The organism is Zestomonas insulae, from assembly GCF_016901015.1.
Taxonomy (GTDB): Bacteria; Pseudomonadota; Gammaproteobacteria; order Pseudomonadales; family Pseudomonadaceae; genus Aquipseudomonas; species Aquipseudomonas insulae.
This window is the reverse complement of the sequence record NZ_JAFEUP010000003.1, coordinates 731,937-757,165: the sequence shown is the minus strand read 5'-3', so window position 1 is coordinate 757,165 and position 25,229 is coordinate 731,937. Positions and strand designations below refer to the sequence as shown.

Here is a 25,229-nt window from a genome sequence, read left to right as displayed (position 1 = left end):
TGGTGGCCCCGACTGTGCCGCTAGCATGCCGCTCATAAAATCGCACAAGGATCGTCACCGTGCTGCCGCACCCCGCCCTCGTCCTGCGCTCCGGCCAGGCCGCCTAGCCCCGCCATGCACACCGCCGCCGCTGCCCGTCCGCTGGACACCCGCTTTCGCGTGGAAACCCCGGAAGGCATCGATCTGTTGTTGCGCCCGGCTGGCCTGGTGCCGCGTGCACTGGCGTTCGCCATCGACCTCGGCATTCGTGGCCTGGTGCTGCTGGTACTGTTCGTGGCGCTCAGCCTGCTCGGTCAGTTCGGCATGGGCCTGGGGGCGATCCTGCTGTTTCTGCTCAACTGGTGGTACATGGTGCTGTTTGAGGTGCTCAACCAGGGCCGCACCCCGGGCAAGCAATGGATGGGCCTGCGCGTGGTCAACGATGACGGCACGCCAATCGGCTGGGGCGCTTCGCTGACCCGCAACCTGTTGCGCTTCGTCGACCTGCTGCCGTTCGCCTACCTGCTGGGCATCCTCAGCTGCCTGGCGCACCCGGCGTTCAAGCGCCTCGGCGACCTCGCCGCCGGCACCCTGGTGGTCTACCGCGATCCGCCGCCGAGCCGCCCGCAACTGCCCGAGGCCGAACCACTGCGCGCGCCCTTCCCGCTCAATGTCAGCGAGCAGCGCGCGCTGCTCGGCTTCGCCGAACGCCAGGGCGAGTTGTCCGCGCCGCGCCGCGCCGAGCTGGCAGCGATTCTCGCCGACACCCTGGACGTGCCGGCCGAGCAGGCCGAACGCCAGCTCAATCGGATCGCCCGCGGGCTGCTGGGGCCGACATGAAGCAGAGCCTCTTCGAGCAACGCAACCAGAGCGCCTGGCAACGCTTCACCCAGCAGCTCGACGCCCTGGAACGCGGCAAGGCGTCGCGCGATACCAGCGCGCACTTCAGCAGCGACTACCGCCACCTTTGCCAACACCTGGCGCTGGCCCGCGAGCGCGGTTACAGCAGTCACCTGGTCGATCAGCTGCAGCAGCTGGCAATGCGTGGCCACCAGCAGCTCTACCGCCATCGCGACCACCTTGGCGCACGGCTGATCGGCTTCCTGCTCGGCGGCCTGCCGCGCCTGGTGCGTCAGGAATGGCGCTGCATGGTCGCCGCCAGCCTGTTGTTCTTCGGCAGCCTGATCGGCATAGCGCTACTGGTCTACCTATTCCCCGACCTGGTCTACAGCGTGATCAGCCCCGAGCAGGTCGGCTCGATGGAGCAGATGTACGACCCCGACGCGCGTCGCCTGGGGCGCTTCGGCGAACGCGACTCCGGCGACGACTGGATGATGTTCGGCTTCTACATCATGAACAACATCGGCATCGCCTTTCAGACCTTCGCCAGCGGCCTGCTGTTTGGCCTCGGCAGCCTGTTCTTCCTGCTGTTCAACGGCCTGATGATCGGCGCGGTGGCTGGCCATCTGACGCAGATCGGCTTCGGCGAAACCTTCTGGTCGTTCGTCATCGGCCACGGCGCGTTCGAACTGACCGCCATCGCCCTGGCCGGTGCTGCTGGCCTGAAACTCGGCAGCGCGCTGCTCGCCCCTGGGCGCTGGCCGCGCAGCGAAGCGTTGCGCCTGGCCGCCAAACCGGCGGTGCAACTGGTCGCCGGCGCCGCCCTGCTGCTGCTGATCGCCGCATTCGTCGAGGCCTACTGGTCATCGATGACCTACACCACGCCGCTGGTCAAATACGTCGTCGGCGCCGGGCTGTGGCTGCTGGTGCTGGCCTATCTGCTGTTCGCCGGACGAGGTCAGCATGCGCCTGACTGATGCCAGTGTGGCCATCCGCCCGCGCAGCGCCTGGGAGGCCATGGACCTTGGCGTACTGCTGGCGCGCCGGCATGCCGGACTGTTGATGGCCAGCTGGGCGCTGGTCAGCCTGCCGGTGTTCGCCTTGCTCAGCCTGCTGCTGTGGCGCTACCCGAGCTGGGCGCTGCTGCTCTTCTGGCTGCTCAAGCCGGCCTTCGAACGTCTGCCGCTGCATATCCTGTCCCGTGCGCTGTTCGGCGACGTGCCGACGCTGCGCGAAGCACTGCGCGCTTGGCCGCGTCTGCTCAAGCCGCAACTGCTGGCCAGCCTGACCTGGCGGCGCCTGAGCATGACCCGCAGCTTCGACCTGCCAGTGCTGCAACTCGAAGGCCTGAGCGGCCGCGCTCGCCAGCAACGCCTGGTGGTGCTCGGCCAGCGCGATGCCGGCGGCGCGACCTGGCTGACCCTGGTCGGCGTGCACCTGGAAGGCGCGTTGTGGCTCGGCCTGATCTCGCTGCTCTACCTGCTGCTGCCGCAACAGCTCGAACTCGACTGGAACTGGCAGAAGCTGCTGCAGGAAAGCAGCGAGGACTGGCTATGGCTGGAGCACCTGTCCAACCTGCTGTACGCCCTGGTGCTGATCGTCTGGGAACCGGTGTATGTGGCCTGCGGCTTCACCCTCTACCTGAACCGCCGCACCCAGCTGGAAGCCTGGGACATCGAACTGACGTTCCGCCGCCTGCGCCAGCGCCTGGGCGGTGTCGCCTATGCCCTGCTGCTGGGTGTCGCCCTGCTCGCCTTGCCGCCGGCCGCGCCGGTGTGGGCAGCCGAGCCGGTCGGCAGCTGCCCGCTACCCGAGGCCTTCGATCCGCAGGGCCCGCAAGCCGAACGCCTGCTACAGCAAAAGCTCACCAGCCAGGCCGCGCATGACGCCATCACCAGCCTGCTCGACCAGCCGCCCTTCGAGAATCGCGAGACCGTGACCCGCTGGCGCTTCGGCGACGAAGCCGACAAGCCGGCGCGCGAGGCCGACCACAGCGCCCTGGAGAAGCTGCTCAAGGGTTTCTTCAACCTGCTCGAGCGCTGGCACGGCCTGAAAACGCTGGCGCTGATCCTCGAGGTGGTGCTCTGGGCCCTGCTCGCCAGCGCCGTGATCCTGCTGCTGTGGCGCTACCGCGAGTGGCTGAGCACCTTCGCCAGCCGCTTCGGCTTGCCGCAGCGGCGGACCAGCCTGCCGCCAAGCGTGCTGTTCGGCCTGGAAGTGGCGCCGGAAAGCCTGCCCGACGACATCGCCGGCACTGCCGAACGCCTGTGGGACGAGCGGCCGCGCGAGGCGCTCGGCCTGCTCTACCGGGCGCTGCTCAGCCATCTGCTACATGACCAGCGCCTGGCGCTGAAGAGCTCGCACACCGAAGGCGAAGTGCTGACCCTGATCGATCAGCTGCAGCAACACGAGCTGAGCCGCTTCAGCCAGATCCTCACCCGCCATTGGCAGAACCTCGCCTACGGCCATCGCCTGCCGCCGGCCAGCCTCAAGCGTGGCCTCTGTGAAGGCTGGCGCCGGCAATTTCCGCAGGGGCTGCGCGCATGAGCCGGCGCGCCCAGTTCTACCTCGGCGCCGGCCTGCTGCTGGCCGTCGGCCTGCTCGCCATCTACGCGCTCGGCCGTCTGACGCCCTACCAGGAGGAGCTCAAGCACGGCGCTTCGCCGGAAGCGCGCAGCAATCCCTACCTGGCCGCCGAGCAGTTCCTGCGCCAGCGCGGCATCCGCGTGCAGCGCGCCGATGGCCTGCCGGCGGTCGCGGCGCTGCCGAGTGCCGGGCAGACCCTGCTGCTGCTCGGCGACCGCGGCAACATGACCCCGCGCCAGGCCGAACAACTGCTCGACTGGGCCAGCAAGGGCGGCCATCTGCTGGTGGTCGCCGAACGCCTGTGGGACGAGAAGGAAGGCAAGAGTGGCGACCTGCTGCTCGATCACCTCGGCGTGCAGCAGTTCCTCAGCGAAGACCTCGACGAAGACGACAAGGGCCACGCCAGTCAGCCGCCCGCCGACGCCGCCAAGGCCGACAGCGACGCCGCGCCGGCGGCCGAAGATGAGCCAAGCGAAGACGCCGACCGGTATCCACAGCTGACCAAGCTGTACCTGGAGAACGACGCCGCGCCGGCCTACATCGACTTCGATACCGACTACCACCTGTACGACTCGAAGAACCTCGCGCACGCCTGGGCCAACAGCGGCGACAGCACCCACCTGCTGCAGCTGTACTACGGCAATGGCCTGGTCAGCGTGCTCAGCGACCCGTGGATCTGGCAGAACACCCACATCGCCAAATACGACAACGCCTGGCTGCTCTGGTACCTGACCCAGGACAGCGCGGTGACCCTGCTCTATCGCGCCGACCGCGACAGCCTGCTCAGCCTGCTGCGCCAGTACTTCCCCGAAGCGCTGGCGGCGCTGGCCCTGCTCGTCGCGCTACTGCTGTGGCATGTCGGGCGACGCCGCGGGCCGCTGCTGGCGCCGCTCAGCCGCGCGCGCCGGCAACTGGAGGAGCACCTGCGCGGCAGCGCCGACTTCCAGCTGCGCCACGGCGGTCAGCAGTCGCTGATCCAGGCCCTGCAACGCGACATCCAGCGCCGTGCGCGGCGCCGGCATGCCGGCTTCGAGCGCCTCGACGTGGCCAGCCAGTGGCAGGTGCTCGGCCGCCTCACCCGTCTGCCCAGCAGTGCCGTGAGCCAGGCCATGCGTCCACTGCCGGCGCAGCGCCTTTCCGCACCCGACTTCACCCGCCAGGTCGCCCACCTACAAACCCTCAGGAACGCCCTATGAGCGAGCAATTCCCCGAATCCCCGGCTGAAATGCCGGACAGCGCCGGCGGTCCGGCGCCGGCCCCCGCCAACCCCGCGGCCCAGCGCCAGCGCGCCAGCCAGTTGGCCCAGGCGTTGCGCAGCGACCTGCAGAAGGCGCTGATCGGCCAGAGCGCGGTGATTGACGACGTGCTCACCGCGCTGATCGCCGGCGGCCACGTGCTGGTCGAGGGCGTTCCCGGCCTCGGCAAGACCCTGCTGGTGCGCGCCCTGGCGCGCTGCTTCAGCGGCGAGTTCGCGCGCATCCAGTTCACCCCCGACCTGATGCCCAGCGACGTCACCGGCCATGCCGTGTACGACCTGCAGAGCGAACAGTTCAAGCTGCGCAAGGGTCCGGTGTTCACCAACCTGCTGCTCGCCGACGAAATCAACCGCGCCCCGGCGAAGACCCAGGCGGCGCTGCTGGAAGTCATGCAGGAGCGCCAGGTGACCCTGGAGGGTCGCGCCCTGGCCGTGCCGCAACCGTTCATGGTGCTGGCAACGCAGAACCCGATCGAGCAGGAAGGCACCTACCCGCTGCCCGAGGCCGAGCTGGACCGCTTCATGCTCAAGCTGCGCATGGACTACCCGCAGGCCGACGAGGAAGTACAGATGGTCCGCCAGGTGACCCGCTCGGCGCGTGCCGACATGCTCGAAGTCACCCCGCTGCGCCCGCTGCTGCAGGCCAAGGACGTGCTCGCCCTGCAGAAGATCGCCAGCGATCTGCCGATCGACGACCAGGTGCTCGACTATGCCGTGCGCCTGGCGCGCGCCACGCGCAACTGGCCGGGGCTGTTGCTCGGCGCCGGGCCGCGTGCCTCCATCGCCCTGGTGCGCGGCGGGCGTGCCCGCGCGCTGCTGCGCGGCGGCGACTTCGTCCTGCCGGACGACATCAAGCACTGCGCCCTGGCGGTGTTGCGCCACCGCGTGCGCCTGTCTCCGGAACTGGAGATTGAAGGCCTGTCGGTCGATCAAGTGCTCCTGCAACTGCTCGACCAGGTCGCCGCGCCGCGTCTATGAAGCCATCCCGCACGCTGCTGGCGCTGCTCGCCGGCCTGCTCGCCGTCGCCGTGCTGCTCGGGGCGCTGACGGCGCTCGGCCATGCCCCGCCGTCGTTGCTGACTCGCCTGTGGTGGATCGCCCTGCTCAGCCTGATGCTGCTCGCCGCAATCGACGCGCTCGGCCTGCGCCAGCTGCCGTCGCCACGCCTTGAGCGTCAGCTGCCGGGCAACCTGTCGCTGGGCCGCTGGAGCGAGGTGCAACTGGATGTCCACCACCAGCTGAGCCGCACGCCCTGGCTGGAGCTGTTCGATCACGTGCCGGCGGGTATGGAATTCGAGCACCTGCCGCAGCGGGTCGCGCTACAGCTCGGCCAGGTCAGTCAGTACCGCTATCGTCTGCGCCCGCTGCGCCGTGGCCACTTCCAGGTGCCGCGCTGCGAGGTGCAGCTGCCCAGCCCGCTGCGCCTGTGGCAGGGCCGACGCCTGCTGGAGCTGCCCGGTGAAACCCGCGTCTACCCCGACTTCGCTCGGCTGTACGGCGCCCAGCTGATGGCGGTCGACCACTGGCTCAGCCAGCTCGGCGTGCGCCAGCGCCAGCGCCGCGGCCTCGGTCAGGAGTTCCATCAGCTGCGCGAGTTTCGCGAAGGCGACTCGCTGCGGCAGATCGACTGGAAGGCCACCGCGCGCAAGCGCACGCCGATTGCCCGCGAGTACCAGGACGAGCGCGACCAGCAGATTCTCTTTCTAGTTGATTGCGGCCGGCGCATGCGCAGCCAGGATGGCGATCTCGCCCACTTCGACCACGCGCTGAACGCCTGCCTGCTGCTCAGCTATGTGGCACTGCGCCAGGGCGATGCGGTCGGCCTGGCGACCTTCGCCGGCGACCAGCCGCGCTTCCTGCCGCCGAACAAGGGCCATGCCCAGCTCAGCGTGCTGCTCAATGGTGTGTACGACCTCGCCGTTACCCAGCGGCCGGCCGACTTCGGCGCCGCCGTCGATAACGTGCTCGCTCGCCAGCAGCGCCGCGCCCTGGTGGTGGTGCTGACCAACCTGCGCGACGACGACGATGAAGAGCTGCTCGGTGCCATGAAGCGCCTCGGCCGCCGGCATCGCGTGTTGATCGCCAGCCTGCGCGAGGAGGTGCTCGACCGCCTGCGCCAGACGCCGGTGCAGAGCTACGAGGACGCCCTGGCCTACTGCGGCACGGTGGATTACCTCAATGCGCGCGGCGACCTGCACGAACGGCTGGCCGCTCATGATTTGCCGGTGCTCGACGCGCGGCCGGGCGAACTGGGGCCGGAACTGGTGGGCCGCTATCTGGCCTGGAAAAAGGCCGGGGTACTCTGACCCCGATGCGGCGTGGCGCCGGGCAGCGCCGCGCGCGAGCGGGCTTTAGGCCGACGCGGCCAAGCTGTGGAAGCTGAAGTAGTAGCGCAGCGCCTCGACCATCTCGACGTACTCGGCAGGCGGCGCCACCAGGCTGAAGCCTGAGTCATAGCCACCGGGAGTGACGTCCTCGCGACACCATTGGCAAGTCGCGGAGAAGTCGATGAAGCGCATGCCGTCCTGGGCGGGAATCTTCAGACGCAGGTCGAAACGGGCGCCGACCAACATCGGTAGCTGGCTGATCAGCATCAGCCCATCAAGGGAAACATTGCCGATCGAGCCCATGGGCTTGTCGGTAATGCGGTTGAACACCTTCAGGTAATACGGCAACTGGTGGCGTTCGATACTGCGGATTCGGCGCTGCGTCTGCATGATGGTCGACCACGTGCTGGCAAATCGCTATGTCACGGAAGAGTATGCCGCCGTGACCCGCCCACGGCCAGCCCTAACTGCACTGCTGCTCGATACGCTCGATCAGCTGACGACGGGCGGTTTCGATCTGCTCGTCGCTGTAATACACCTGCTGCCCACGGTCATCGACGTGGTAGTAGCGGCCGCCGCGCGACACCTGACTCAAGCGCTCACGCAAGACGCCGCACTCCTGCGAGCGTTTCTCCTGGCGCTCGGCTTGTTGCGCCGAGGCGCTCTGCTGCTCCTGCCGCCGCGCCTCGTAGAAGCGATCTGCCTTGGCCTCACGCTCGCGGGTCGCCGCATCGCGCTCGACCACCTGCGGCTTGACCTCGACCTGCTTGGCCCCGGCCTGCGGTTTCGCACTGAAATGCACTTGGCCGCTGGCATCCGTCCAACGGTAGATCTCCGCCGCCTGTGCGCCGGACAACGCGACGCACAGCCATACGGCGCAACACACTCGATGCATGACGCTCCTCCCTGAAGTCTGGCACCAGCTTAGCGTCGGCCGCCGGCCACTCAACAGGGCCACGACCGGCGGTCGAGATTGCCGTCAGAGCGGCGCGGGCAGCGGCTTGGCCGGCGTGGCGCTGCTCAGCTTGCCGAGCTGCCGCAAGGTGTCCAGGCGCGCCTTGGCCCGGTAGGCGTACTCGCTGCTCGGGTACTGGGCAATGATGAACTGGTAGGTCTGCGCCGCGTCGACGAACAGACTCTGGCGTTCCAGGCACTGCCCGCGCAGCAGCGACACTTCCGGCTGCACGTAGCGCCGCGAGCGGCTCTTGCGCTCAACCTGGGACAGCTCGAGCATCACCCGCTCGCAGTTGCCACGACTGTATTCGCGATAGGCCTGGTCCAGGTGATGGTCCATCGACCAGCGGGTGCAACCCACGGCACTCAGGGCCAGGGCGATGATCAGCAGGTTACGCATGTGTTTCGGCCCTCTGCCAACCGTTAGCCTGGAGTTTAGGTTCATGTTTGATCAACGACTTTAGGGTAGTGAAACTGCCGCCAGCTGCGCCATTGCAGCGTTACCAGCGACAATGGGCGCACGGGCAGCCACTCTCCCCATGTCGGCACGACGCCTCAATCCTTTAAGGCGGTCGTCGCGCCTGCGCCGCTCAGGACGCTGCCAACGACGCCATGTCGATGACGAAACGGTACTTCACGTCGTTCTTTTCCATGCGCTCGAAGGCGGCGTTGATGTCCTGCATGCGGATCATCTCGCAGTTCGGCAGCACCTGGTGCTCGGCGCAGAACTCCAGCAGTTCCTGGGTCTGCGCCAGGCCGCCGTGGATCGGCTCCAGCGGTTCCAGCGCACCGACCAGCACCAGCTTGCCATTACGGGCCCAGCAGCATCAGGTAGCGGTTGACGTTGTGCTTGCTGGGGATGGTGTCGAGGATCACGTCGAAGCGGTTAGCCGCGAGCGTCATCGGCCTTGCTCGGCGAATGTTTCCCGGCGCTACGATGCAGTGGTCGCGGGGCGTGCGGCCCAATCACGGTTGATTGGCACAAGGCCACAAGGCGCGCTGCCCGGAACGTCTGAGCGCGGGTGGCGGCGATTGCTAAGCTGTTGCTGGTTGAAGTTTAGGAGCCAGGCACATGGCGCACGTGCTGCTGGTCGACGAGCAACCGCTGACTCGCCATGCCCTGCGGGTCCTGCTCGAGGAGGACGGCCATCGCGTGGTCGGCGAGTGCGCCGACGGTGTCGAAGCCTTGCAGCTGGTCCAACGCCTGCCCGTGGAGTTGCTGGTACTCGACCTGGTGCTGCCCCGCCTGGGTGGCCTGGAGGTGATCCAGCGCCTGCGTCAGCGAGGCAATTCGCTGCCGGTTCTGGTGTTCAGCAGCCAGGTCAGCCAGCACCACGCCGCGCTCAGTTTGCAGGCCGGCGCCACTGGTTTTGTCGGCAAGCAGCAAGACCCGGCCACCTTGCGCGCCGCGGTACGCAGCGTGCTGCAGGGCGCCAGCTACTTCCCCGCGCAGGCACTGGGAACAGTCGCGCCCGGCGAGCTGATGCGCGACGAAGCCAGCCAGCTGCGCAGCCTGTCGCCACGCGAACTGACGGTACTGCGCTACCTGGCCAATGGCGTGAGCAACGCGAAGATTGCCAAGGAACTCGCGCTCAACGACCGCACCGTAAGCACCTACAAGACGCGTCTGCTGCACAAGCTCAATGTTGCCTCGCTGGCCGAGCTGCTGGAGCTGGCCTGGCGCAATGGCCTGCTCGGCCGCCTACCGGAAACCGCCGGGGAAGCGGAGGGGCGCGAACGCTTCTACACGCTGTTCGACACCCTGCCGATTCCGGCGTGCCTGCGTGACCTGGAGGGTCGACTGCTGGCCTGCAACCAGCAGTTTCTCGCGCTGCACGGGGTCGAGCGTGAGGCCCTGCTGGGCCGACGGGTAGCCGAGCTGGTCAATCTGGCACCCGAGGACGTCAAGCGTTACAGCGAGCTCTACCGGCAGGCGGTGGCGAGCGGCGGCCCCTATAGCTGCGAGGTGATCATTCAGCGCGGTGGCATGCAGCAGTGCCTGCGTCACTCGGGGGTGCCCTGGCAGAACGAGGGTGGCGCGCTGGCCGGCATGCTCTGCACGGTGGTGGATATCACCGAACAGCAACGTGAGATCGCCGAGCTTGCCCAGGCCAAGGTGCGCGGCGAGCAGCGCAGACGCCTGCGCGAGCAATTTCTGCAGGCCGCCGGGCAGGAACTGCTGACCCAGCTGCGCCAACTGCAGCAGCTGCTGCCGAGCACGGGCGAGCCAGCTGCGCAGGAGCTGGTGGGGCGATTGGAGCGTCTGCTCGAGGCCTTGCTCGATCTGGTGCGCCTGGAGCGTGGCGATGTGGTACTGGAGCCGCAGCGCGCCGATCTGAGCCGCCTCACCGAGGAGATAGCCACTGGCATCAGCGCTGCTCACTACGAGTTACCTGGCGTCGCGGCGGTGCGCATCGATGTGCGGCGTTATCGCCAGCTGCTCACGGCGCTGCTGGAGCACTGCACGGGAGAGCGGGTCCCAGTGCTGCAAGGTCAGCTAACTCATCTCACCCACGGTGAGGCTGACTGGCACCTGCAGCTGCAACCCTGCCCCGCGCCGGTCGGACATTCGGTGTCCTTAGCGCTGGCCACTCAGCTCGCCGCGCTGATGGGCGGCGAGCTGAGCTGGGACGGTAACACCGCGCGCTTGCGACTGCGCCTGCTGCAGGCGCTCTAGCGGCGCGGCATTGCCTGATCTGTATCCCGTGTGGCGCATGCGCACAGGTGACTCAGCCCGTCCTCAAACCAAAACGCAAGTGCGGCAATCCCTTGCCCAGCCGCAGTCCGCTCAGACCGCAATCAAGCGCGCCTTGGCGTCGGCGTACTCACGCTTGAGCTGGGCCACGTACTCGGCGGCTTTCTGCACCTTGGTGATCGAGCCGATGCCCTGGCCGCAGCCCCAGATGTCCTTCCAGGCCTTCTTGGCGTCGCCGCCGAAGTTCATCGCGCTCGGGTCGCTCTCGGCGAGGTTGTCCGGGTCCAGGCCGGCAGCCTTGATCGACGGTTTCAGGTAGTTGCCGTGCACGCCGGTGAACAGGTTGCTGTAGACGATGTCGTCGGAGGTGCAGTCGACGATGCTCTGCTTGTAGCCCTCCTGGGCATTGGCTTCTTCGCTGGCGATGAACGCCGAGCCGATGTAGGCGAAGTCGGCGCCCATGGCCTGGGCGGCGAGCACCGCGCCGCCGGTGGCGATGGAGCCGGACAGGGCCAGCGGGCCATCGAACCACTGGCGCAATTCCTGGATCAGCGCGAACGGGCTCTTCACCCCGGCATGCCCGCCGGCCCCGCTGGCCACGGCGATCAGGCCATCGGCACCTTTCTCGATGGCCTTGCGGGCGAACGCGTTGTTGATCACGTCATGCAGCACCACGCCGCCGTAGGCATGCGCCGCCGCGTAGATGTCTTCGCGGGCGCCCAGCGAGGTGATGATGATCGGCACCCGGTACTTCGCGCAGAGCTCCATGTCGTGCTCCAGGCGGTCGTTGCTCTTGTGCACGATCTGGTTGATCGCGAACGGCGCGGCCGGCTGGTCGGGGTTGGCGCGGTTGTAGGCGTCGAGGGTCTCGGTGATCTCGGCCAGCCAGTCTTCCAGCAGCGAGGCGGGACGGGCGTTGAGCGCCGGCATCGAGCCGACCACCCCGGCCTTGCATTGCTCGATGACCAGTTTCGGGTTGCTGATGATGAACAGCGGCGAACCGATCACCGGAAAGGGCAGGCGATCCAGCGGGGCGGGCAGTCTAGACATGTACAACTCCATAATTTCTGCACGGAAAGCACGGCCGGTCCGGACCCAGTCCGAGGCGCGAGCCGGTGGTCGAGGGACGGCATATATACCGCGCCGGAAGGCCAGCTCACCAGCCCTGAGCGCAGGCCAGGTGCAACTGCCCCGACCGGTATGCGCCCACCACTGCACGCTCGACGCACCAGTCACCCATAACCTCCGATTGGAACTGCGCCGGCCGCCTTGGCCGCGCCGGGAGCGCCTGACTAGACTGGCACGGCAGCCCATCCGCCTGGAGACCTCATGCCGCTCGCCCGCCCGCTGTTACTGACCGGATGCCTGCTGCTGGCCGCCTGCTCCCCCACCACCCCGCTGTTCGTCGCGCAGATCTCCGCCCAGGAAGCGGTGGAGAACAAGGTGCTGAAGACCAACCGCATGACTGCGGCGATCGAGGAGGAAGGCGACCTGTTCACCTACAGCGCGCAGGCCATCCGCGACGCCAAGAGCGCCCCGGCCGAGGAGCTGTACCTGACCGGCTACCGCGACCGCCAGCTGAGCGAAGAGGTACGCGCCATCTCGCTGTACCAGATCGGCCTGATCTACATGAGCCGCTACAACGACCAGCGCGACGACACCCGCGCGCTCAACTACTTCTACCAGGTGCGCAACGAGTTCCCGCAGAGCCGCGCCGCCGAGCGCAGCGCCGTGCGCATCGAGCTGATCCGCCAGCGCGCCCAGGAGCCGGTGCAGAAGACCGCCCGCGAGCTGCTCGCCAACTGGCAGCCGAACCAGAACCTCGACCTGACCCAGGCCAGCTTCGATCCGGACATGACCCTGCTGTCGCGCCGCGCGGTGCTCAAGAGCCGGGTGCCAGAAGCCGAGGAACTCTACCTGCTGGCGGTCAACGACCGCGGTGTGCAGCCCGACATCAAGCAGAAGGCGCTGTACCAGCTGGCGCTGATGTACCTGGCGGCGAACAACCCGCAGGCCGACCGCGACAAGGCCATCGGTTACCTGCGCCGCCTGCTCGCCGAGTACCCCGACGGCGAGCTGGCCGACAAGGCCGCGCGGCACCTCGACCAGGCGCTCAACCAGAACCGTTGAGCGCCTTGAGCGGGTGCGCGCAAAGGTAGTTCGCCGCACGCATGACTACAGGGGAAACCGGGTGTAGCCTCGGGGTCTGCTCTAACCTGGAGTTCCCCGCATGACCTTCCGCCGTACCAAGATCGTCGCCACCCTCGGCCCATCCAGCAACTCGCCCGAAGTCCTCGAACAGCTGATCCTCGCCGGCCTCGACGTCGCCCGCCTGAACTTCTCGCACGGCTCGCCCGAAGAGCACAAAGCCCGCGCACGGCTGGTCCGCGAACTGGCCGCCAAGCACGGCCGCCACGTCGCCCTGCTCGGCGACCTGCAGGGGCCGAAGATCCGCATCGCCAAGTTCGCCGGCAAGCGCATCGAACTGAATGTCGGCGACCGCTTCCGCTTCTCGGTCACCCACCCGCGCGACGCCGGCAACCAGGAAGTGGTCGGCATCGACTACCCGGACCTGGTCAAGGACTGCAAGGTCGATGACGAGCTGCTGCTCGACGACGGTCGCGTGGTGATGCGCGTCGAACGCGTCACCGCCGACGAACTGCACTGCGTGGTGCTGATCGGCGGCCCGCTGTCCGACCACAAGGGCATCAACCGCCGCGGCGGCGGGCTCACCGCACCGGCGCTGACCGCCAAGGACAAGGCCGACATCAAGCTCGCCGCCGAGATGGAACTGGACTACCTCGCGGTGTCCTTCCCGCGTGACGCGGCGGATATGGAACTGGCGCGCCGTCTGCGCGACGAGGCCGGCGGCACCGCCTGGCTGGTGGCGAAGATCGAACGCGCCGAAGCGGTGGCCGATGACGAGGCGCTCGACGGCCTGATCCGTGCCAGCGACGCGGTGATGGTGGCGCGCGGCGACCTCGGTGTGGAAATCGGCGACGCCGAGCTGGTCGGCATCCAGAAGAAGATCATTCTCCACGCACGGCGCTACAACAAGGCGGTGATCACCGCCACGCAGATGATGGAATCGATGATCCACAGCCCGATGCCGACTCGCGCGGAAGTCTCCGACGTGGCCAACGCGGTGCTCGACTACACCGACGCGGTGATGCTCTCCGCCGAGAGCGCCGCCGGCGAGTACCCGGTGGAAGCGGTGCAGGCCATGGCGCGCATCTGCCTCGGTGCGGAAAAGCACCCGACCAGCCAGAAATCCAGCCACCGCCTCGGTCAGGCTTTCGAGCGCTGCGACCAGAGCGTGGCGCTGGCGACCATGTACACCGCCAACCACTTCCCCGGCGTCAAGGCGATCATCAGCCTCACCGAGAGCGGTTACAGCCCGCTGGTGATGTCGCGCATCCGCTCGTCGGTGCCGATCTTCGCCTTCTCGCCGCACCGCGAAACCCAAGCCCGCGTGGCGATGTTCCGTGGCGTGCAGACCGTACCGTTCGATCCGGCCGCACTACCGGCGGACAAGGTCAGCCAGGCCGCGGTCGACGAACTGCTCAAGCGCGGCGTGGTGCAGCCGGGTGACTGGGTGATCCTGACCAAGGGCGACAGCTACCACACCACCGGTGGCACCAACACCATGAAGATCCTCCACGTCGGCGATCCGCTGGTGTAAGCCTCGGTGCCATGCAAAAGGCCGCTCATTCGAGCGGCCTTTTTTATGCGCGACGGGTTCAGGCGAACTTGGCGAAGTCCGGCGCGCGGCGCTGCATGAACGCGGTCATCGCCTCGGCGGCCTCCGGCGAGCGCAGGCGCTGACCGAACAGTTCGCCCTCTTCGGCGATCACCCGGCGCAGCTCGTCACGCCCCGGGGCGCGCATCAGCCGCTTGCTCAGCTCGACCGCCGACGGCGCCAGGGCGAGGAAGCGCCGCGCCATCTCGTTGGCCTTGGCCAGGGTCGCCGCGCCGTCCGCCAGCGCCTCGTTGGCGATGCCCCAGGCGGCGGCCTGCTCGCCGTTGAACTCCTCGCCGAGCATCAGCAGTTGGGTGGCGCGCGCCTGACCGACCAGACGCGGCAGGATCAGGCTGGAGCCGTACTCCGGGCACAGGCCGAGGTTGACGAAGGGCATCTTCAGCCGCGCGTCGCGGGCCACGTAGACCAGGTCGCAGTGCAGCAGCATGGTGGTGCCGATGCCCACGGCCGGACCGGCCACCGCAGCGACCACCGGCTTCTCGAAGTCGAACAGCGCATGCATGAAGCGCAGCACCGAGTTGTCCAGGTTGCCGCTGGCGGCCTGCATGAAATCGCCGAGGTCGTTGCCGCTGGAGAAGCACTGCGCATCGCCCTGGATCAGCACCACGCGCACCGCGCGATCGTCCTGCGCCTGCTCCAGCACTTCGGCCATGCGGTTGTACATGTCGCGGGTCAGCGCGTTCTTCTTGTCCAGGCGGTTCATGCGCAGGGTCAGGATGCCCTCGGCGCGGTCGACCAGTACGTGTTCGTTCATTCCAACTCCAAAGCGATTGCGTTCTTGTTCTAGATATCGAGCCCGTGCACCAGCAGGGACAGCGTGTCAGCGCCGGCCCGACGGTCCACGGAGATTGCCTGGTATTCCGGTGACTCGGCAAAACGGCGCGCCGCTGCCTCGTCGGGAAACGCCATCAGCACCACCTTGTCGCGCTGCCATTCCCCTTCCAGCACCGCCGGCCGCTCGTCGGCCGCCAGCAGGCGCCCCTCGAAGCGGCGGAACACCTCCATGAAACCGGTCTGGTAGCGGTTGTAGGCCGCGCGATCGGTGAAGCGCAGTTGTGCCAGAACGTAGGCGGTCATGCGGTTCTCCTGCCGGCGGCAGGCGCCGGCCTAGGCGTGGGGCAGGAACACGTCGGCGAGCTGCTGATTGCGCGGCAAGCCGGCCAGGTAGAGCCGGCGCGCGAAGCTTTCCACACTACCGGGATGACCGCAGAGTAAGGCGATCGTTTGCCGCGAGACAAGTCGCAGATCGGCCATTGCCGCCGGCAGCTCGGCCCCGTGCAGCAACTCGACGTGCAGGTTCGGATGGCGGGCGGCGAGCGTCTGCAGCGGCTCGGCAAGGTAGTGCTCGGCCGGCTCGCGGGCCAGGTGCAGCAGGCGGATCGGGCCCTGATGCTCCTGGCGCAGCGCCTCGCGCAGCAGGCCCCAGAGCGGCGCCAGGCCGGTGCCGGCGGCGAGCAGCCAGAGCGGCCGCTGCTGCCAGTCGGGGTCGTAGTGCAGCGCCCCGCCGCGCAGTTCGCCGAGACGCAGCGCATCGCCGACCTGCAGCTGGCGGGCCGCGTCGCAGAACGTGCCCGGCAGGCGGCAGTCGAGGTGAAACTCCAGCCAGGGGTCTTCGCCGGGCAGGCTGGCCAGCGAATAGGGCCGCGCTACGCCGCTGGCGCTCCACAGCACCAGGTGCTGGCCAGCGCGGTAGCGCAGCGGCCGATCGGCGTGCAGACGCAGGCGCAGTACGGTGGGGCTCAGCCAGTCGCAGGCCTCGACGCGCGCCGGCAGGCCGTCGCGCAGCGGATCGAAGAGTTCCACGGTGAGGTCGTCGACCACCTGGCACTGACAGGCCAGGCGCCAGCCGTCCGCGCGGCGTGCGGCATCCAGCGCCTCGGGCTTGGCGTCCAGCGGCGCACCGGCGCTGCAGCGCACCAGGCAGGCGTGGCAACTGCCGGCGCGGCAGCTGTAGGGCACCGCGCAGCCGGCACTATTGAGGCTGTCGAGCAGGTTGCTGCCGCTCGCCACGGCCCAGGAGCGGCCGCCGGCACGCAGCTCAGGCACTGCTGTTCTCCCACGCCGCATCGCAGCGGTTGCGCCCGCTGCGCTTGGCCCGGTAGAGCGCCTGGTCGGCGCGTTGCAGGGCCTCGTCGAGGTCGTCGCCGAGCCCCAGCAGGGTCATGCCCACCGACAGGCTGAGCTGCTCCACCGCCACGCCCACCGGCTCGGCGCCGGCAAAGGCCTCGCGCAGACGCTCGCAGCAGGCGGTGAACTGGTCGGCGTCGGTGTCCGGCAGCAGCAGGACGAACTCTTCGCCGCCGTAGCGGGCGAGGATGTCGCCATCGCGCAGGCAGGCGCTGGCCACCGCGGCGAAGGTCTGCAGCACCCGGTCGCCGGCGGCGTGCCCGTGCTGATCGTTGATGCGCTTGAAGTGGTCGAGGTCGATCAGCGCCAGGCCGTGCTGCCGGCCGGGCAGCAGGCTGCTCTGCTCGCGTTCGGCGAGGCGCAGGAAGTGCCGGCGGTTGAACAGCCCGGTCAGCTCGTCGGTGGCCACCAGGTCCTCGAGCTGACGCATCATGCCGCGCAGCGTGTCCTGGTGGGCCTGCAGGGCGAAGCGGCGCTGGCGCATGCGCTGGCGCATGCTCTGCACATAGGAAGCGAACAGGCTCAGCCAGGTCAGCACCAGAAACAGCACCGCCTCCTGCACCAGCGCCAGCGCCGGGCTGCCCAGCTCACCCTGCCACCACTCCCACAGGTTGACCCCGCTGAAGCCGATGAACGCCAACGCCGCACAGCGCACGAACACCCGCGGCTGCAACTGGAACACGCCGAACAGCAGGATCACCACGTACATCACCAGCATGGTGCCGCGGCCGGCATCCAGTTGGGCGAGCAGGTAGGTGTGCCAGACCAGCGCGGTGAGCACCTGCGGCTCGGTCAGGCTGGAGTCGGCGAAACGCTGGTTGCGCCCGCTGACGAAGAGGAAGAAGAACAGCGCCTGGCTGGCCACCACCAGCGCGGTGATCACCAGCGCGGCCTGCAGGCCGAGGCGATTGAGGTCGCTGAATACCGCCAGCCAGAACAGCAGCAACGCCAGTCCATAGGTCGCCACCGCCATGCCGAAGCGCTTCATCAGCAAGCCCTGCAAGGCCTGCCGTTTTACCTGTGGACTGCCTGGACTCATGGGGTTCCATCCCGTACTGGCACGTTGATGCCAATGTACCTTTGTGATCACGAAATGCCTAGCTCGCCCGGTGGTCGGTTATGGTCGATCATCGACCAAGGTCGGTCGTCGCCCGCTGTGCCCTGCTCCGCCAAGCGCGGTATACTGCCGCGCCTTTTTTCCCGCGATTAGAACGCCGCGCTCCGGCTGCGACAGCATCTGCAGATGTTCCGGCGTCGAAATTCCCGCTTTACAGAGAGGAGCGCGCCCCATGACCGTGATCAAGCAGGATGACCTGATTCAGAGCGTCGCCGACGCCCTGCAGTTCATTTCCTATTACCACCCCGTCGACTTCATCCAGGCCATGCACGAGGCATACCTGCGTGAGGAGTCGCCAGCCGCGCGCGACTCGATGGCGCAGATCCTGATCAACTCGCGCATGTGCGCCACCGGCCACCGGCCGATCTGCCAGGACACCGGTATCGTCACCGTGTTCGTCAAGGTCGGCATGGATGTGCGCTGGGATGGTGCAACCATGAGCGTCGACGACATGATCAACGAGGGCGTGCGCCGCGCCTACAACCTGCCGGAAAACGTCCTGCGTGCCTCGATCCTCGCCGACCCGGCCGGAGCGCGGAAGAACACCAAGGACAACACCCCGGCGGTGATCCACTACTCGATCGTCCCCGGCGACAAGGTCGAAGTGGACGTCGCGGCGAAGGGAGGCGGTTCGGAGAACAAGTCGAAGATGGCCATGCTCAACCCGTCCGACTCGATCGTCGACTGGGTGCTGAAGACCGTGCCGACCATGGGCGCCGGCTGGTGCCCGCCGGGCATGCTCGGCATCGGCATCGGCGGTACCGCCGAGAAGGCCGCGGTGATGGCCAAGGAAGTGCTCATGGAGCACATCGACATCCACGAACTGAAGGCCCGTGGCCCGCAGAACAAGATCGAGGAAATGCGCCTCGAGCTGTTCGACAAGGTCAACCAGCTGGGCATCGGCGCCCAGGGCCTGGGCGGCCTGACCACCGTGCTCGACGTGAAGATCATGGACTACCCGACCCACGCCGCCTCGCTGCCGGTGTGCATGATCCCCAACTGCGCCGCCACCCGCCACGCGCACTTCGTGCTCGACGGCAGCGGCCCGGCCGAGCTGGAAGCGCCGTCGCTGGACGCCTACCCGGAAATCGTCTGGGAAGCCGGCCCGAGCGCGCGTCGCGTCGACCTCGACACCCTGACCCCGGAAGACGTGCAGAGCTGGAAGCCGGGCGAGACCGTGCTGCTCAACGGCAAGATGCTCACCGGCCGCGACGCCGCGCACAAGCGCATGGTCGACATGCTCAACAAGGGCGAAGAACTGCCGGTCGACCTGAAAGGCCGCTTCATCTACTACGTCGGCCCGGTCGATCCGGTCGGTGACGAAGTGGTCGGCCCGGCCGGCCCGACCACCGCGACGCGGATGGACAAGTTCACCCGACAGATCCTCGAGCAGACCGGTCTGCTCGGCATGATCGGCAAGTCCGAGCGCGGCCCGATCGCCATCGACGCGATCAAGGACAACAAGGCCGTGTACCTGATGGCCGTCGGCGGCGCCGCCTACCTGGTCGCCCAGGCGATCAAGAAGTCCAAGGTGCTGGCCTTCGCCGAACTGGGCATGGAAGCGATCTACGAGTTCGAAGTGAAGGACATGCCGGTCACCGTGGCCGTCGACACCAAGGGCGAATCGGTGCACATCACCGGCCCGGCGATCTGGAACAAGAAGATCGCCGAAAGCCTGGCGGTGGAAGTGAAGTAAATCGCTGCTCGCGGTAACGAAAAGCCCGGCCAAGTGCCGGGCTTTTTCATGCCTGCTTGATGCCGCGCGGTTCAGCTCGCGCCGAGGCGCACCGCCAGTTCGTCGACTTCCTCGGCCCAGTCCGAATCGTCCTGCAGCGACTCGCGCAGGAAGGTGGCCTGGGCGGGCGACCAAAACTCGCCCTCGGCGATGGCCTGCCCGGGTTTCAGGCGATGGCTGCCGATAAAGGCGTCAATGCTCGCCGGATCGGCGCGCAGGCCGAGCTGTTCGAACAGATTGGCCAGGCTGTGCGGAATCGATGTGTCCATGGGGCCCTCCGGAAGTGGCGTGCGATGACTCTCCACAGCCTAGACCACCCTCAGCCGCCGCTGGTTCGCACCGTCAAACGGGTGACCTCGGCCGGCCGCTCGCGGCGCTGGGCCAGGTAGCGCGTGCAGCTGACGCGCAGGAACGAGGCGAAATTGACTACTTCACCGCGGTAATCCATGACCTCCTGGTACAGCTTGCTGATCAGCTGGTTGGTGGTCATGCCGTCGACCTCGGCGATCTCGCGCAGGATGTCCCAGAACTGGTTTTCCAGGCGCAGCGTGGTGACCACGCCGTTGATGCGCAGCGAGCGCGAGCGCGACTCGTAGAGAATCGGATCGGCCTTGACGTAGAGCTCGCACATGCGACGGTCCTCGCGACGGGCGGCCGCTCGCCGGCTGGCGAGCAGTACAGCGCTTAGAACTGTTTACGATCTCGCGAGCTAGGGTCAGACAAGGCGAAATCGGGCGAAGAAGCGCAGTTTACGTGTTGTAAATGAGCATTCTGAGCCCAATTTCAACGCCGTATGACCGACGCGCAGCAGATCGTAAACAGGTTCTTACAAGTTGATCTTGGTGCCGAGCACGGCAAGGAAGGCGGCCAGCCAGGTCGGGTGGGCCGGCCAGGCCGGCGCGGTGACCAGGTTGCCTTCGACGTGGGCGCTGGTCACATCGAGCGCGACATACTCGCCGCCGGCCAGCACCACTTCCGGGCCGCAGGCCGGATAGGCGCTGCACTCGCGGCCCTTGAGCACGCCGGCGGCGGCGAGCAGCTGGGCGCCGTGGCAGACCGCGGCGATCGGCTTGTTGGCGCGATCGAAGGCCTGCACCAGCTCCAGCACCTTGGCGTTCAGGCGCAGGTACTCCGGCGAACGGCCACCGGGCACCACCAGGGCGTCGTAGGACTCGGCCTGGACCTTGGCGAAGTCGTAGTTCAGGGCGAAGTTGTGGCCGGGCTTCTCGCTGTAGGTCTGGTCGCCCTCGAAATCGTGGATCGCGGTGCGCACGGTCTGCCCGGCGCTCTTGTCCGGGCACACCGCATGCACGATGTGACCAACCATCTGCAGGGCCTGAAACGGCACCATGACCTCGTAGTCTTCGACGTAGTCGCCGACAAGCATGAGAATTTTCTTCGCGGCCATCGGGAGTCTCCTGGCTCAGTGGGGGATGGCCGCATTATCCGGCCGCGTCGGCCACGGCGGGTAATAGCTGATTACTACCGGGGCGCGCTTCTCCGAGCCTAGTCGCGAATGCCGCGGCGGGCGCAGCACCCTGCCGGCTACGGCATCAGCCTCTGCCAGAAGCCCGGCTCGCTCTCGCGCGTGCCGCTGGCGTCGATCCGTGCGTAGGGCTGCACCAGGTGGGTGGCGGCGATCTCGCGCGCGCCGAGCTGCGCCGACACCAGCTGCAGCGGCCCGTCGTTGACGCTGGCCTCGCCGCCGGCCAGCGGCGGCGGGTTGAGTTCGTCGTAGCGCAGGTAGTAGACCCCGCCCGCGCCGGCATCCAGGGCGAAGCTGGTGATCTTGGTGAAGTCGAACAGACCGTCGGCGAACAGCGTCCAGTAGCTCCCCAGCAGCGGGCGGCGCATCTCCAACTGGTAGCTGGCGATGTCGAACTCCAGCACCAGGTAGCCGTTGCTCGGCAGGCTGCCGATCAGCTCGTGGTTGATGAACAGCGCCGGCGCCTCGAGTTCCTGATCGGCCCAGTCGCTCTGCGGCCGGTACAGGTAGACCAGCGCGTGATCGCCGTCGCTGAGCTGATGCGGCTGGAACGACGGGCCCTCGGTGGCGCCGAAGAAGGCCCCGGGGGTCGAGCAGCCGAGCAGGGTCGACAACAGCACGGCGAGCAGCAGGTGACGGCGCATGGCGGGTCCTTTCTTATGCTTATCCGCCGAGCATAGCCAGGCGCGGCACCGCCGGCGCCCGTCAAAGGTTGGGATCAGCGGCGCCGGTCGAGCAGGTTGACCACCATGCGGTCCAGCCAGCCCCACAGCCGCTGGCGGATGCGTTTGCGCAGCGGCCGCGCGCGCCAGGCCTCGAGGCTGATCTCCTGCGCACTGGTCATGCCGGCCTGCAGGCACGCGGCCGCCGCGGCGGTGAACTCGGCGTCCAGCGTCTCGAGGTTGGCTTCCAGGTTGAAGCGCAGGTTCCAGTGATCGAAGTTGCACGAGCCGACGCTCACCCAGTCATCGACCAGCACCATCTTCAGGTGCAGGAAGCGCGGCCCGTGTTCGTGAATACGCACCCCGGCGCGCAGCAGCCGCGGGTAGTAGCGTTGCCCGGCGTAGCGCACCGGCTTGTGATCGGTGTTACGGCTGGTCAGCAGCAACTGCACGTCGACCCCGCGCCGCGCGGCGTGCAGCAGCGCGCGACGCACTTTCCAGCTGGGCAGAAAATACGGCGTGGCCAGCCACACGCGGTGCTTGGCGCGGCGGATGCTGCGCACCAGCGACTGGACGATGTCCTTGTGCTGGCGCGCATCGGCGTAGGCCAGGCGACCCATACCCTCGCCGCTCGGCGGCAGCGGCGGCAGATGAGCGAGGCCCGGCGCCTCCTCCGGCTTCCACGGCCGGCGGCTGACGCAGGCCAGCCACTGGTAGTCGAACAGCAGCTGCCAGTGCGCGACCAGCGGCCCGGCGATGCTGACCATCACCTCGTGCCAGCGGCTCGGCTCCTCGTCGGGCTGCCAGAAATCGTCGGTCGAGCCGGTGCCGCCGACGAACGCCAGGCGACGGTCGACCACCAGCAGCTTGCGGTGGTCGCGGTACAGGTTGCGCAGGCCGCGCCGCCAGCTCAGCGGGTTGTAGTAGCGCAGCTGCACGCCGGCACTCTCCAGGCGCTGGCGCAGCGCCCTGCCCAGCCCCAGCGCGCCGAAGCCATCGAACAGGCAGCGCACCTCGGCGCCGCGACTGGCCGCGGTGACCAGCGCGTCGACCAGCACCTCGCTGCAGCGGCCGTCCTCGATCAGGTACAGCTCGAGCACCACTTCGCGCTCGGCGGCGGCAATCGCCTCGAGCATCGCCGGAAAGAAGCAGGGACCGTCGATGAGCAACGCGAAGCGGTTGCCGGAGCGCCAGGGAAAGATCGGCCCCATCAGCGACTGGTGAAAATCAGCACGGCGCTGACCGGCACCGCCGGACCGATGGCGGCGACCCCGGCGGCCTTGCCCAACGCGCCGAGCGCACCGGCGAGGGCGAAGTCGTCGACGCTGAGCAGCAGCGGCGCCAGGGTGACCACCTGGAAGCGCTGCTCATCCAGGCGCGTGGCCAGCAGCTCGGCGTGGTACTGGTGCTCGCTGCCATGCAGCTTGACGGTCAGCGGCAGGCGCAGTTCCAGCTGCGCGCCGGGGGCGAGGTCGGTGATCGGGCCGAGATCGAGCTGCGCGCTCACCTCGGCCTCGGCGAAGCGCGCGGTGTCGAAGAACAGCCCGCGCAGGCGCTCGTCACGCAGCGGGATGCCGGTGCTCACCGAGTCCAGCTCGACGCGCAGGCCGGCCTGGCCCTTGCCGGAGATCTTGCCGTGCAGGGTGAGGAAACGATTCACCTCGGCGATGTTGCCGGAGTGGGTGGAAACGAAGGAAATCCGCGAGGACTCGTTGTCCAGGTACCAGGCGGCCTGAGTCGGCAGCGCCAGGCAGGCGGTGAGAAGCAAGGTCAGCAGTCGGGGCATGGGCACTCTGGGCTCGACGGTTCAGGCGGAACGATAGCTGCCCGCATAGACCTTGGAAACCCGTGGGCGGTTCGCTGACCAGCCGCCAGTATTGGCGGCCAGCCCCGGTGCGACCGCAAGCTGCGCCCCTCTCCCGCTGGGAGAGGGGCGGCGCAGCCGCCATCCGCAGCGCGCGATCAGGAGCCCGGCAGCTCCGCCGCCTGCGGCAGCAGGCGGCAGCCTTCGCGCACGCCGAGCCAGGCGGCGCTCTGCGTGCTGCCGAGGCCCTTGGCGGTCACCCGCTTGGTCGCCGCGTCGTCGAGGAAGGCGCTGGTCGGCACGTACTGTTTGACGTAGCCGACGCAGTAGTCCGCCGGGTTGTCCATCACGTAACGGCAGGAGCAGTACTCCTTGGCCGAGTAGGCGCCGATGATCGCCGGGAACGCGGCCAGGTGGCTGCGGTACTGCCAAGCCAGGCCGGCGACGATCACCAGCAGGGCCAGCAGCAGGCTGGTGAACGGGCGGCGCAGGACGAAGGGACGGTAGGTCATTGCGCGTTCTCCACGGCGAAGGCGGTCTGCACCCGCTTGAGCAGTTCATTGTGCGAATAGCTGCCGTCGCGGTCGTCGCCGTAGCGCACTACCACCAGGCGTTCGCTGGGAATCACGTAGAGCCCCTGGCCCCAGTGGCCGAGCGCGGCGATCAGGTCGTTGGGCACGTCCGGCCAGGGTTTGGCCGCGCCGTTGACCGGCACGTTGAGCCACCACTGGCCACCCGGCACCGCTTCGCCCGGTTTCTCCGGATTGGCCTGGTAGTTGGCGAACGGCGTGCGGTTGAAGGCGATCCACGCCGGCGGCAGCAGCTGCTGCTCGCCCCAGCGCCCGTCGCGCTGCATCAGCAGGCCGACGCGGGCCAGGTCGCGGGCGGTCAGGTAGGTGTAGGACGAGGCCACGTAGGTGCCCTGCGCATCGCTCTCCCACACCGCGCTGGTGATCCCCAGCGGCTCGAACAGCGCGTGCCACGGGTAGTCCTGGTAGGCGTCCGCGCCGACCACGCCGCGCAGCACCGCGGACAGCAGGTTGGTGTCGCCGCTGGAATAGCGGAAGCGCGTACCGGGGGCGACTTCCTCGCTGAAGCCGGCGGTGAAGCCGGCCATGTCGCTGCGCCCGCGGGTGTACAGCATGGCCACCACCGAGGAGGTCAGCGGCGCGTATTCGTAGCCTTCTTGCCAGGCCAGGCCGGATGCCCAGTTGAGCAGGTGGCCGACCTTCAGGCTGGGGTGCGCGGCGAGTGGTGGGTAGAACTTGGCGGCCGCGTCGTCGAGCTTGAAGCGCCCGTCGCGGTAGGCGGTGCCGAGAGTGGCGGCGAGCAGGCTCTTGCTCACCGACCAGGTCAGGTGCGGAGTGCTGGCCTTGGTCGGCCCGGCATAGCGCTCGTAGACGATCTCGCCGTCGCGGATCACCAGCAGCGCGTCGGTGCGCACACCTTTGCGGCCGACGTCATCACGCGCCGGGAAGGCGTAGGCCTCCAGGGCGTCGACCGCGACGCTGCGCGGCGCCGGCGCGCTGGCCCAATCGGCGGCGGGCCAGGTTTCAGCGTGAACCAGGGGAATGGCGGCGCTCAGCGCGAGCGTCAGGCTCAGGCGGCGCAAGGCGGGAATGGGCATCGAAAGGCCTCTTGTTGTCGACGAAGCGCGCACCCTAGCACGCCGCCAACGTCGCCCAATAGCGCGCAACGCGCCGCTTTTGCCGACATTCCGTGCCAGCGCAAAGCGGTAACCCGTTGCTATCCAGCCGCCCACCCCTCACCCCTGCCCTCTCCCAGAGGGAGAGGGTGTAGCGTGGTCCGACCTCGGCACTACGCGACCATGCCACAACGCCGGACAATCCCTTCTCCCTCCGGGAGAGGGCTAGGGAGAGGGACGGAACCGAAGGTCGCACC

26 protein-coding genes and 1 pseudogene are annotated in these 25,229 nt (G+C 68.0%); 10 read left to right on the top strand and 17 right to left on the bottom strand.

The window, feature by feature from the left end; all coding sequences use genetic code 11:
- Positions 1-114 precede the first annotated feature (114 nt).
- From JQX08_RS13405 to JQX08_RS13380, 6 genes are read left to right on the top strand one after another with little or no spacing between them, the layout of a single operon-like run.
- A complete protein-coding gene (locus tag JQX08_RS13405) occupies positions 115-819 on the top strand; it encodes an RDD family protein (RefSeq protein WP_205348869.1) in 705 nt (234 codons plus the stop codon).
- Entirely contained in the window at positions 816-1,796 is a 981-nt protein-coding gene (locus tag JQX08_RS13400) for a stage II sporulation protein M (protein ID WP_205348868.1), read from the top strand. The genes JQX08_RS13405 and JQX08_RS13400 overlap by 4 nt, the downstream gene beginning before the upstream one ends.
- The gene (locus tag JQX08_RS13395) at positions 1,783-3,366 is read left to right on the top strand and encodes a DUF4129 domain-containing protein (protein ID WP_205348867.1); all 1,584 of its coding nucleotides are present in this window, start codon (positions 1,783-1,785) and stop codon (positions 3,364-3,366) included. Before JQX08_RS13400 ends, JQX08_RS13395 begins: the two co-directional genes overlap by 14 nt.
- Entirely contained in the window at positions 3,363-4,601 is a 1,239-nt protein-coding gene (locus JQX08_RS13390) for a DUF4350 domain-containing protein (protein WP_205348866.1), read from the top strand. The genes JQX08_RS13395 and JQX08_RS13390 overlap by 4 nt, the downstream gene beginning before the upstream one ends.
- Positions 4,598-5,638 carry an AAA family ATPase gene (locus JQX08_RS13385; RefSeq protein ID WP_430472531.1) on the top strand — a complete coding sequence of 347 codons (1,041 nt, stop codon included), beginning with the start codon at positions 4,598-4,600 and terminating at the stop codon, positions 5,636-5,638. Before JQX08_RS13390 ends, JQX08_RS13385 begins: the two co-directional genes overlap by 4 nt.
- A complete protein-coding gene (locus tag JQX08_RS13380; RefSeq protein ID WP_205348865.1) occupies positions 5,635-6,966 on the top strand; it encodes a DUF58 domain-containing protein in 1,332 nt (443 codons plus the stop codon). The genes JQX08_RS13385 and JQX08_RS13380 overlap by 4 nt, the downstream gene beginning before the upstream one ends.
- Positions 6,967-7,011: 45 nt before the next feature.
- Here the strand turns inward: JQX08_RS13380 and JQX08_RS13375 are convergent, their stop codons facing one another.
- The 4 genes and pseudogenes from JQX08_RS13375 to JQX08_RS13360 all read right to left on the bottom strand — a co-directional run.
- Positions 7,012-7,377 (bottom strand): PilZ domain-containing protein, encoded by a 366-nt coding sequence (locus JQX08_RS13375; RefSeq protein ID WP_205348864.1) that lies wholly within the window; start codon positions 7,375-7,377, stop codon positions 7,012-7,014.
- A 73-nt stretch (positions 7,378-7,450) separates the two neighbouring features.
- Positions 7,451-7,882, bottom strand: a complete 432-nt coding sequence (locus JQX08_RS13370) for a DUF4124 domain-containing protein (RefSeq protein WP_205348863.1) — start codon at positions 7,880-7,882, stop codon at positions 7,451-7,453.
- 84 nt (positions 7,883-7,966) lie between these two features.
- The gene (locus JQX08_RS13365) at positions 7,967-8,341 is read right to left on the bottom strand and encodes a tetratricopeptide repeat protein (RefSeq protein ID WP_205348862.1); all 375 of its coding nucleotides are present in this window, start codon (positions 8,339-8,341) and stop codon (positions 7,967-7,969) included.
- Positions 8,342-8,531: 190 nt separating this feature from the next.
- A pseudogene (locus JQX08_RS13360) lies at positions 8,532-8,844 on the bottom strand (NAD(P)-dependent alcohol dehydrogenase); the annotation flags it as partial.
- A gap of 169 nt (positions 8,845-9,013) precedes the next feature.
- On the opposite strand from JQX08_RS13360, the gene JQX08_RS13355 reads away from it, so the two are divergent.
- Positions 9,014-10,618, top strand: coding sequence for a response regulator (locus JQX08_RS13355; protein WP_205348861.1), 1,605 nt, complete (start codon positions 9,014-9,016; stop codon positions 10,616-10,618).
- Between the two features lie 111 nt (positions 10,619-10,729).
- On the opposite strand, the gene JQX08_RS13350 is transcribed toward JQX08_RS13355, so the two are convergent.
- Positions 10,730-11,686 carry an NAD(P)H-dependent flavin oxidoreductase gene (locus JQX08_RS13350; RefSeq protein WP_205348860.1) on the bottom strand — a complete coding sequence of 319 codons (957 nt, stop codon included), beginning with the start codon at positions 11,684-11,686 and terminating at the stop codon, positions 10,730-10,732.
- Positions 11,687-11,965: 279 nt separating this feature from the next.
- Here JQX08_RS13350 and JQX08_RS13345 point away from each other — a divergent pair, with 279 nt between their 5' ends.
- Both JQX08_RS13345 and pyk read left to right on the top strand, forming a co-directional pair.
- Positions 11,966-12,766, top strand: coding sequence for a tetratricopeptide repeat protein (locus JQX08_RS13345; RefSeq protein WP_205348859.1), 801 nt, complete (start codon positions 11,966-11,968; stop codon positions 12,764-12,766).
- A gap of 100 nt (positions 12,767-12,866) precedes the next feature.
- Entirely contained in the window at positions 12,867-14,318 is a 1,452-nt protein-coding gene (pyk, locus tag JQX08_RS13340; RefSeq protein WP_205348858.1) for a pyruvate kinase, read from the top strand.
- 58 nt (positions 14,319-14,376) lie between these two features.
- Here the strand turns inward: pyk and JQX08_RS13335 are convergent, their stop codons facing one another.
- From JQX08_RS13335 to JQX08_RS13320, 4 genes are read right to left on the bottom strand one after another with little or no spacing between them, the layout of a single operon-like run.
- A complete protein-coding gene (locus JQX08_RS13335; RefSeq protein WP_205348857.1) occupies positions 14,377-15,150 on the bottom strand; it encodes an enoyl-CoA hydratase in 774 nt (257 codons plus the stop codon).
- Between the two features lie 29 nt (positions 15,151-15,179).
- Positions 15,180-15,473, bottom strand: a complete 294-nt coding sequence (locus JQX08_RS13330; RefSeq protein WP_205348856.1) for a DUF1330 domain-containing protein — start codon at positions 15,471-15,473, stop codon at positions 15,180-15,182.
- Positions 15,474-15,503: 30 nt separating this feature from the next.
- Positions 15,504-16,442, bottom strand: a complete 939-nt coding sequence (locus JQX08_RS13325; RefSeq protein ID WP_205348855.1) for an iron-sulfur-binding ferredoxin reductase — start codon at positions 16,440-16,442, stop codon at positions 15,504-15,506.
- Positions 16,435-17,562: a GGDEF domain-containing protein gene (locus JQX08_RS13320; RefSeq protein WP_205348854.1), complete on the bottom strand. Its 1,128-nt coding sequence runs from the start codon at positions 17,560-17,562 to the stop codon at positions 16,435-16,437. The genes JQX08_RS13325 and JQX08_RS13320 overlap by 8 nt, the downstream gene beginning before the upstream one ends.
- Positions 17,563-17,812: 250 nt before the next feature.
- Here JQX08_RS13320 and JQX08_RS13315 point away from each other — a divergent pair, with 250 nt between their 5' ends.
- Positions 17,813-19,336 (top strand): fumarate hydratase, encoded by a 1,524-nt coding sequence (locus tag JQX08_RS13315; RefSeq protein ID WP_205348853.1) that lies wholly within the window; start codon positions 17,813-17,815, stop codon positions 19,334-19,336.
- Between the two features lie 71 nt (positions 19,337-19,407).
- Here the strand turns inward: JQX08_RS13315 and JQX08_RS13310 are convergent, their stop codons facing one another.
- From JQX08_RS13310 to JQX08_RS13275, 8 genes are all read right to left on the bottom strand, one after another.
- Positions 19,408-19,644, bottom strand: coding sequence for a DUF2789 domain-containing protein (locus tag JQX08_RS13310; RefSeq protein WP_205348852.1), 237 nt, complete (start codon positions 19,642-19,644; stop codon positions 19,408-19,410).
- A gap of 50 nt (positions 19,645-19,694) precedes the next feature.
- Positions 19,695-20,006 carry a ribbon-helix-helix domain-containing protein gene (locus JQX08_RS13305; protein ID WP_205348851.1) on the bottom strand — a complete coding sequence of 104 codons (312 nt, stop codon included), beginning with the start codon at positions 20,004-20,006 and terminating at the stop codon, positions 19,695-19,697.
- A gap of 195 nt (positions 20,007-20,201) precedes the next feature.
- Positions 20,202-20,783 carry a DJ-1/PfpI family protein gene (locus tag JQX08_RS13300; protein ID WP_205348850.1) on the bottom strand — a complete coding sequence of 194 codons (582 nt, stop codon included), beginning with the start codon at positions 20,781-20,783 and terminating at the stop codon, positions 20,202-20,204.
- Between the two features lie 137 nt (positions 20,784-20,920).
- Complete coding sequence (locus tag JQX08_RS13295; RefSeq protein ID WP_205348849.1) at positions 20,921-21,505, bottom strand: DUF2846 domain-containing protein; 585 nt, start codon at positions 21,503-21,505, stop codon at positions 20,921-20,923.
- A 74-nt stretch (positions 21,506-21,579) separates the two neighbouring features.
- On the bottom strand, positions 21,580-22,737 hold the full coding sequence (locus JQX08_RS13290; RefSeq protein ID WP_205348943.1) for a phospholipase D-like domain-containing protein: 1,158 nt from the start codon (positions 22,735-22,737) through the stop codon (positions 21,580-21,582).
- The gene (locus tag JQX08_RS13285) at positions 22,734-23,309 is read right to left on the bottom strand and encodes a YceI family protein (protein ID WP_205348848.1); all 576 of its coding nucleotides are present in this window, start codon (positions 23,307-23,309) and stop codon (positions 22,734-22,736) included. The genes JQX08_RS13290 and JQX08_RS13285 overlap by 4 nt, the downstream gene beginning before the upstream one ends.
- A 176-nt stretch (positions 23,310-23,485) precedes the next feature.
- On the bottom strand, positions 23,486-23,839 hold the full coding sequence (locus JQX08_RS13280; RefSeq protein WP_205348847.1) for an amidase: 354 nt from the start codon (positions 23,837-23,839) through the stop codon (positions 23,486-23,488).
- Positions 23,836-24,954, bottom strand: a complete 1,119-nt coding sequence (locus JQX08_RS13275; protein ID WP_205348846.1) for a serine hydrolase domain-containing protein — start codon at positions 24,952-24,954, stop codon at positions 23,836-23,838. Before JQX08_RS13275 ends, JQX08_RS13280 begins: the two co-directional genes overlap by 4 nt.
- Positions 24,955-25,229 lie beyond the last annotated feature (275 nt).

What these genes read in the sequence shown, in the direction of transcription:
- JQX08_RS13405 (WP_205348869.1), top strand. Translation starts at nt 115, where the DNA reads ATGCACACCGCCGCCGCTGCCCGTCCGCTGGACACCCGCTTTCGCGTG.
- JQX08_RS13400 (WP_205348868.1), top strand. Translation starts at nt 816, where the DNA reads ATGAAGCAGAGCCTCTTCGAGCAACGCAACCAGAGCGCCTGGCAACGC.
- JQX08_RS13395 (WP_205348867.1), top strand. Translation starts at nt 1,783, where the DNA reads ATGCGCCTGACTGATGCCAGTGTGGCCATCCGCCCGCGCAGCGCCTGG.
- JQX08_RS13390 (WP_205348866.1), top strand. Translation starts at nt 3,363, where the DNA reads ATGAGCCGGCGCGCCCAGTTCTACCTCGGCGCCGGCCTGCTGCTGGCC.
- JQX08_RS13385 (WP_430472531.1), top strand. Translation starts at nt 4,598, where the DNA reads ATGAGCGAGCAATTCCCCGAATCCCCGGCTGAAATGCCGGACAGCGCC.
- JQX08_RS13380 (WP_205348865.1), top strand. Translation starts at nt 5,635, where the DNA reads ATGAAGCCATCCCGCACGCTGCTGGCGCTGCTCGCCGGCCTGCTCGCC.
- JQX08_RS13375 (WP_205348864.1), bottom strand. Translation starts at nt 7,377, where the DNA reads ATGCAGACGCAGCGCCGAATCCGCAGTATCGAACGCCACCAGTTGCCG.
- JQX08_RS13370 (WP_205348863.1), bottom strand. Translation starts at nt 7,882, where the DNA reads ATGCATCGAGTGTGTTGCGCCGTATGGCTGTGCGTCGCGTTGTCCGGC.
- JQX08_RS13365 (WP_205348862.1), bottom strand. Translation starts at nt 8,341, where the DNA reads ATGCGTAACCTGCTGATCATCGCCCTGGCCCTGAGTGCCGTGGGTTGC.
- JQX08_RS13355 (WP_205348861.1), top strand. Translation starts at nt 9,014, where the DNA reads ATGGCGCACGTGCTGCTGGTCGACGAGCAACCGCTGACTCGCCATGCC.
- JQX08_RS13350 (WP_205348860.1), bottom strand. Translation starts at nt 11,686, where the DNA reads ATGTCTAGACTGCCCGCCCCGCTGGATCGCCTGCCCTTTCCGGTGATC.
- JQX08_RS13345 (WP_205348859.1), top strand. Translation starts at nt 11,966, where the DNA reads ATGCCGCTCGCCCGCCCGCTGTTACTGACCGGATGCCTGCTGCTGGCC.
- pyk (WP_205348858.1), top strand. Translation starts at nt 12,867, where the DNA reads ATGACCTTCCGCCGTACCAAGATCGTCGCCACCCTCGGCCCATCCAGC.
- JQX08_RS13335 (WP_205348857.1), bottom strand. Translation starts at nt 15,150, where the DNA reads ATGAACGAACACGTACTGGTCGACCGCGCCGAGGGCATCCTGACCCTG.
- JQX08_RS13330 (WP_205348856.1), bottom strand. Translation starts at nt 15,473, where the DNA reads ATGACCGCCTACGTTCTGGCACAACTGCGCTTCACCGATCGCGCGGCC.
- JQX08_RS13320 (WP_205348854.1), bottom strand. Translation starts at nt 17,562, where the DNA reads ATGAGTCCAGGCAGTCCACAGGTAAAACGGCAGGCCTTGCAGGGCTTG.
- JQX08_RS13315 (WP_205348853.1), top strand. Translation starts at nt 17,813, where the DNA reads ATGACCGTGATCAAGCAGGATGACCTGATTCAGAGCGTCGCCGACGCC.
- JQX08_RS13310 (WP_205348852.1), bottom strand. Translation starts at nt 19,644, where the DNA reads ATGGACACATCGATTCCGCACAGCCTGGCCAATCTGTTCGAACAGCTC.
- JQX08_RS13305 (WP_205348851.1), bottom strand. Translation starts at nt 20,006, where the DNA reads ATGTGCGAGCTCTACGTCAAGGCCGATCCGATTCTCTACGAGTCGCGC.
- JQX08_RS13300 (WP_205348850.1), bottom strand. Translation starts at nt 20,783, where the DNA reads ATGGCCGCGAAGAAAATTCTCATGCTTGTCGGCGACTACGTCGAAGAC.
- JQX08_RS13295 (WP_205348849.1), bottom strand. Translation starts at nt 21,505, where the DNA reads ATGCGCCGTCACCTGCTGCTCGCCGTGCTGTTGTCGACCCTGCTCGGC.
- JQX08_RS13285 (WP_205348848.1), bottom strand. Translation starts at nt 23,309, where the DNA reads ATGCCCCGACTGCTGACCTTGCTTCTCACCGCCTGCCTGGCGCTGCCG.
- JQX08_RS13280 (WP_205348847.1), bottom strand. Translation starts at nt 23,839, where the DNA reads ATGACCTACCGTCCCTTCGTCCTGCGCCGCCCGTTCACCAGCCTGCTG.
- JQX08_RS13275 (WP_205348846.1), bottom strand. Translation starts at nt 24,954, where the DNA reads ATGCCCATTCCCGCCTTGCGCCGCCTGAGCCTGACGCTCGCGCTGAGC.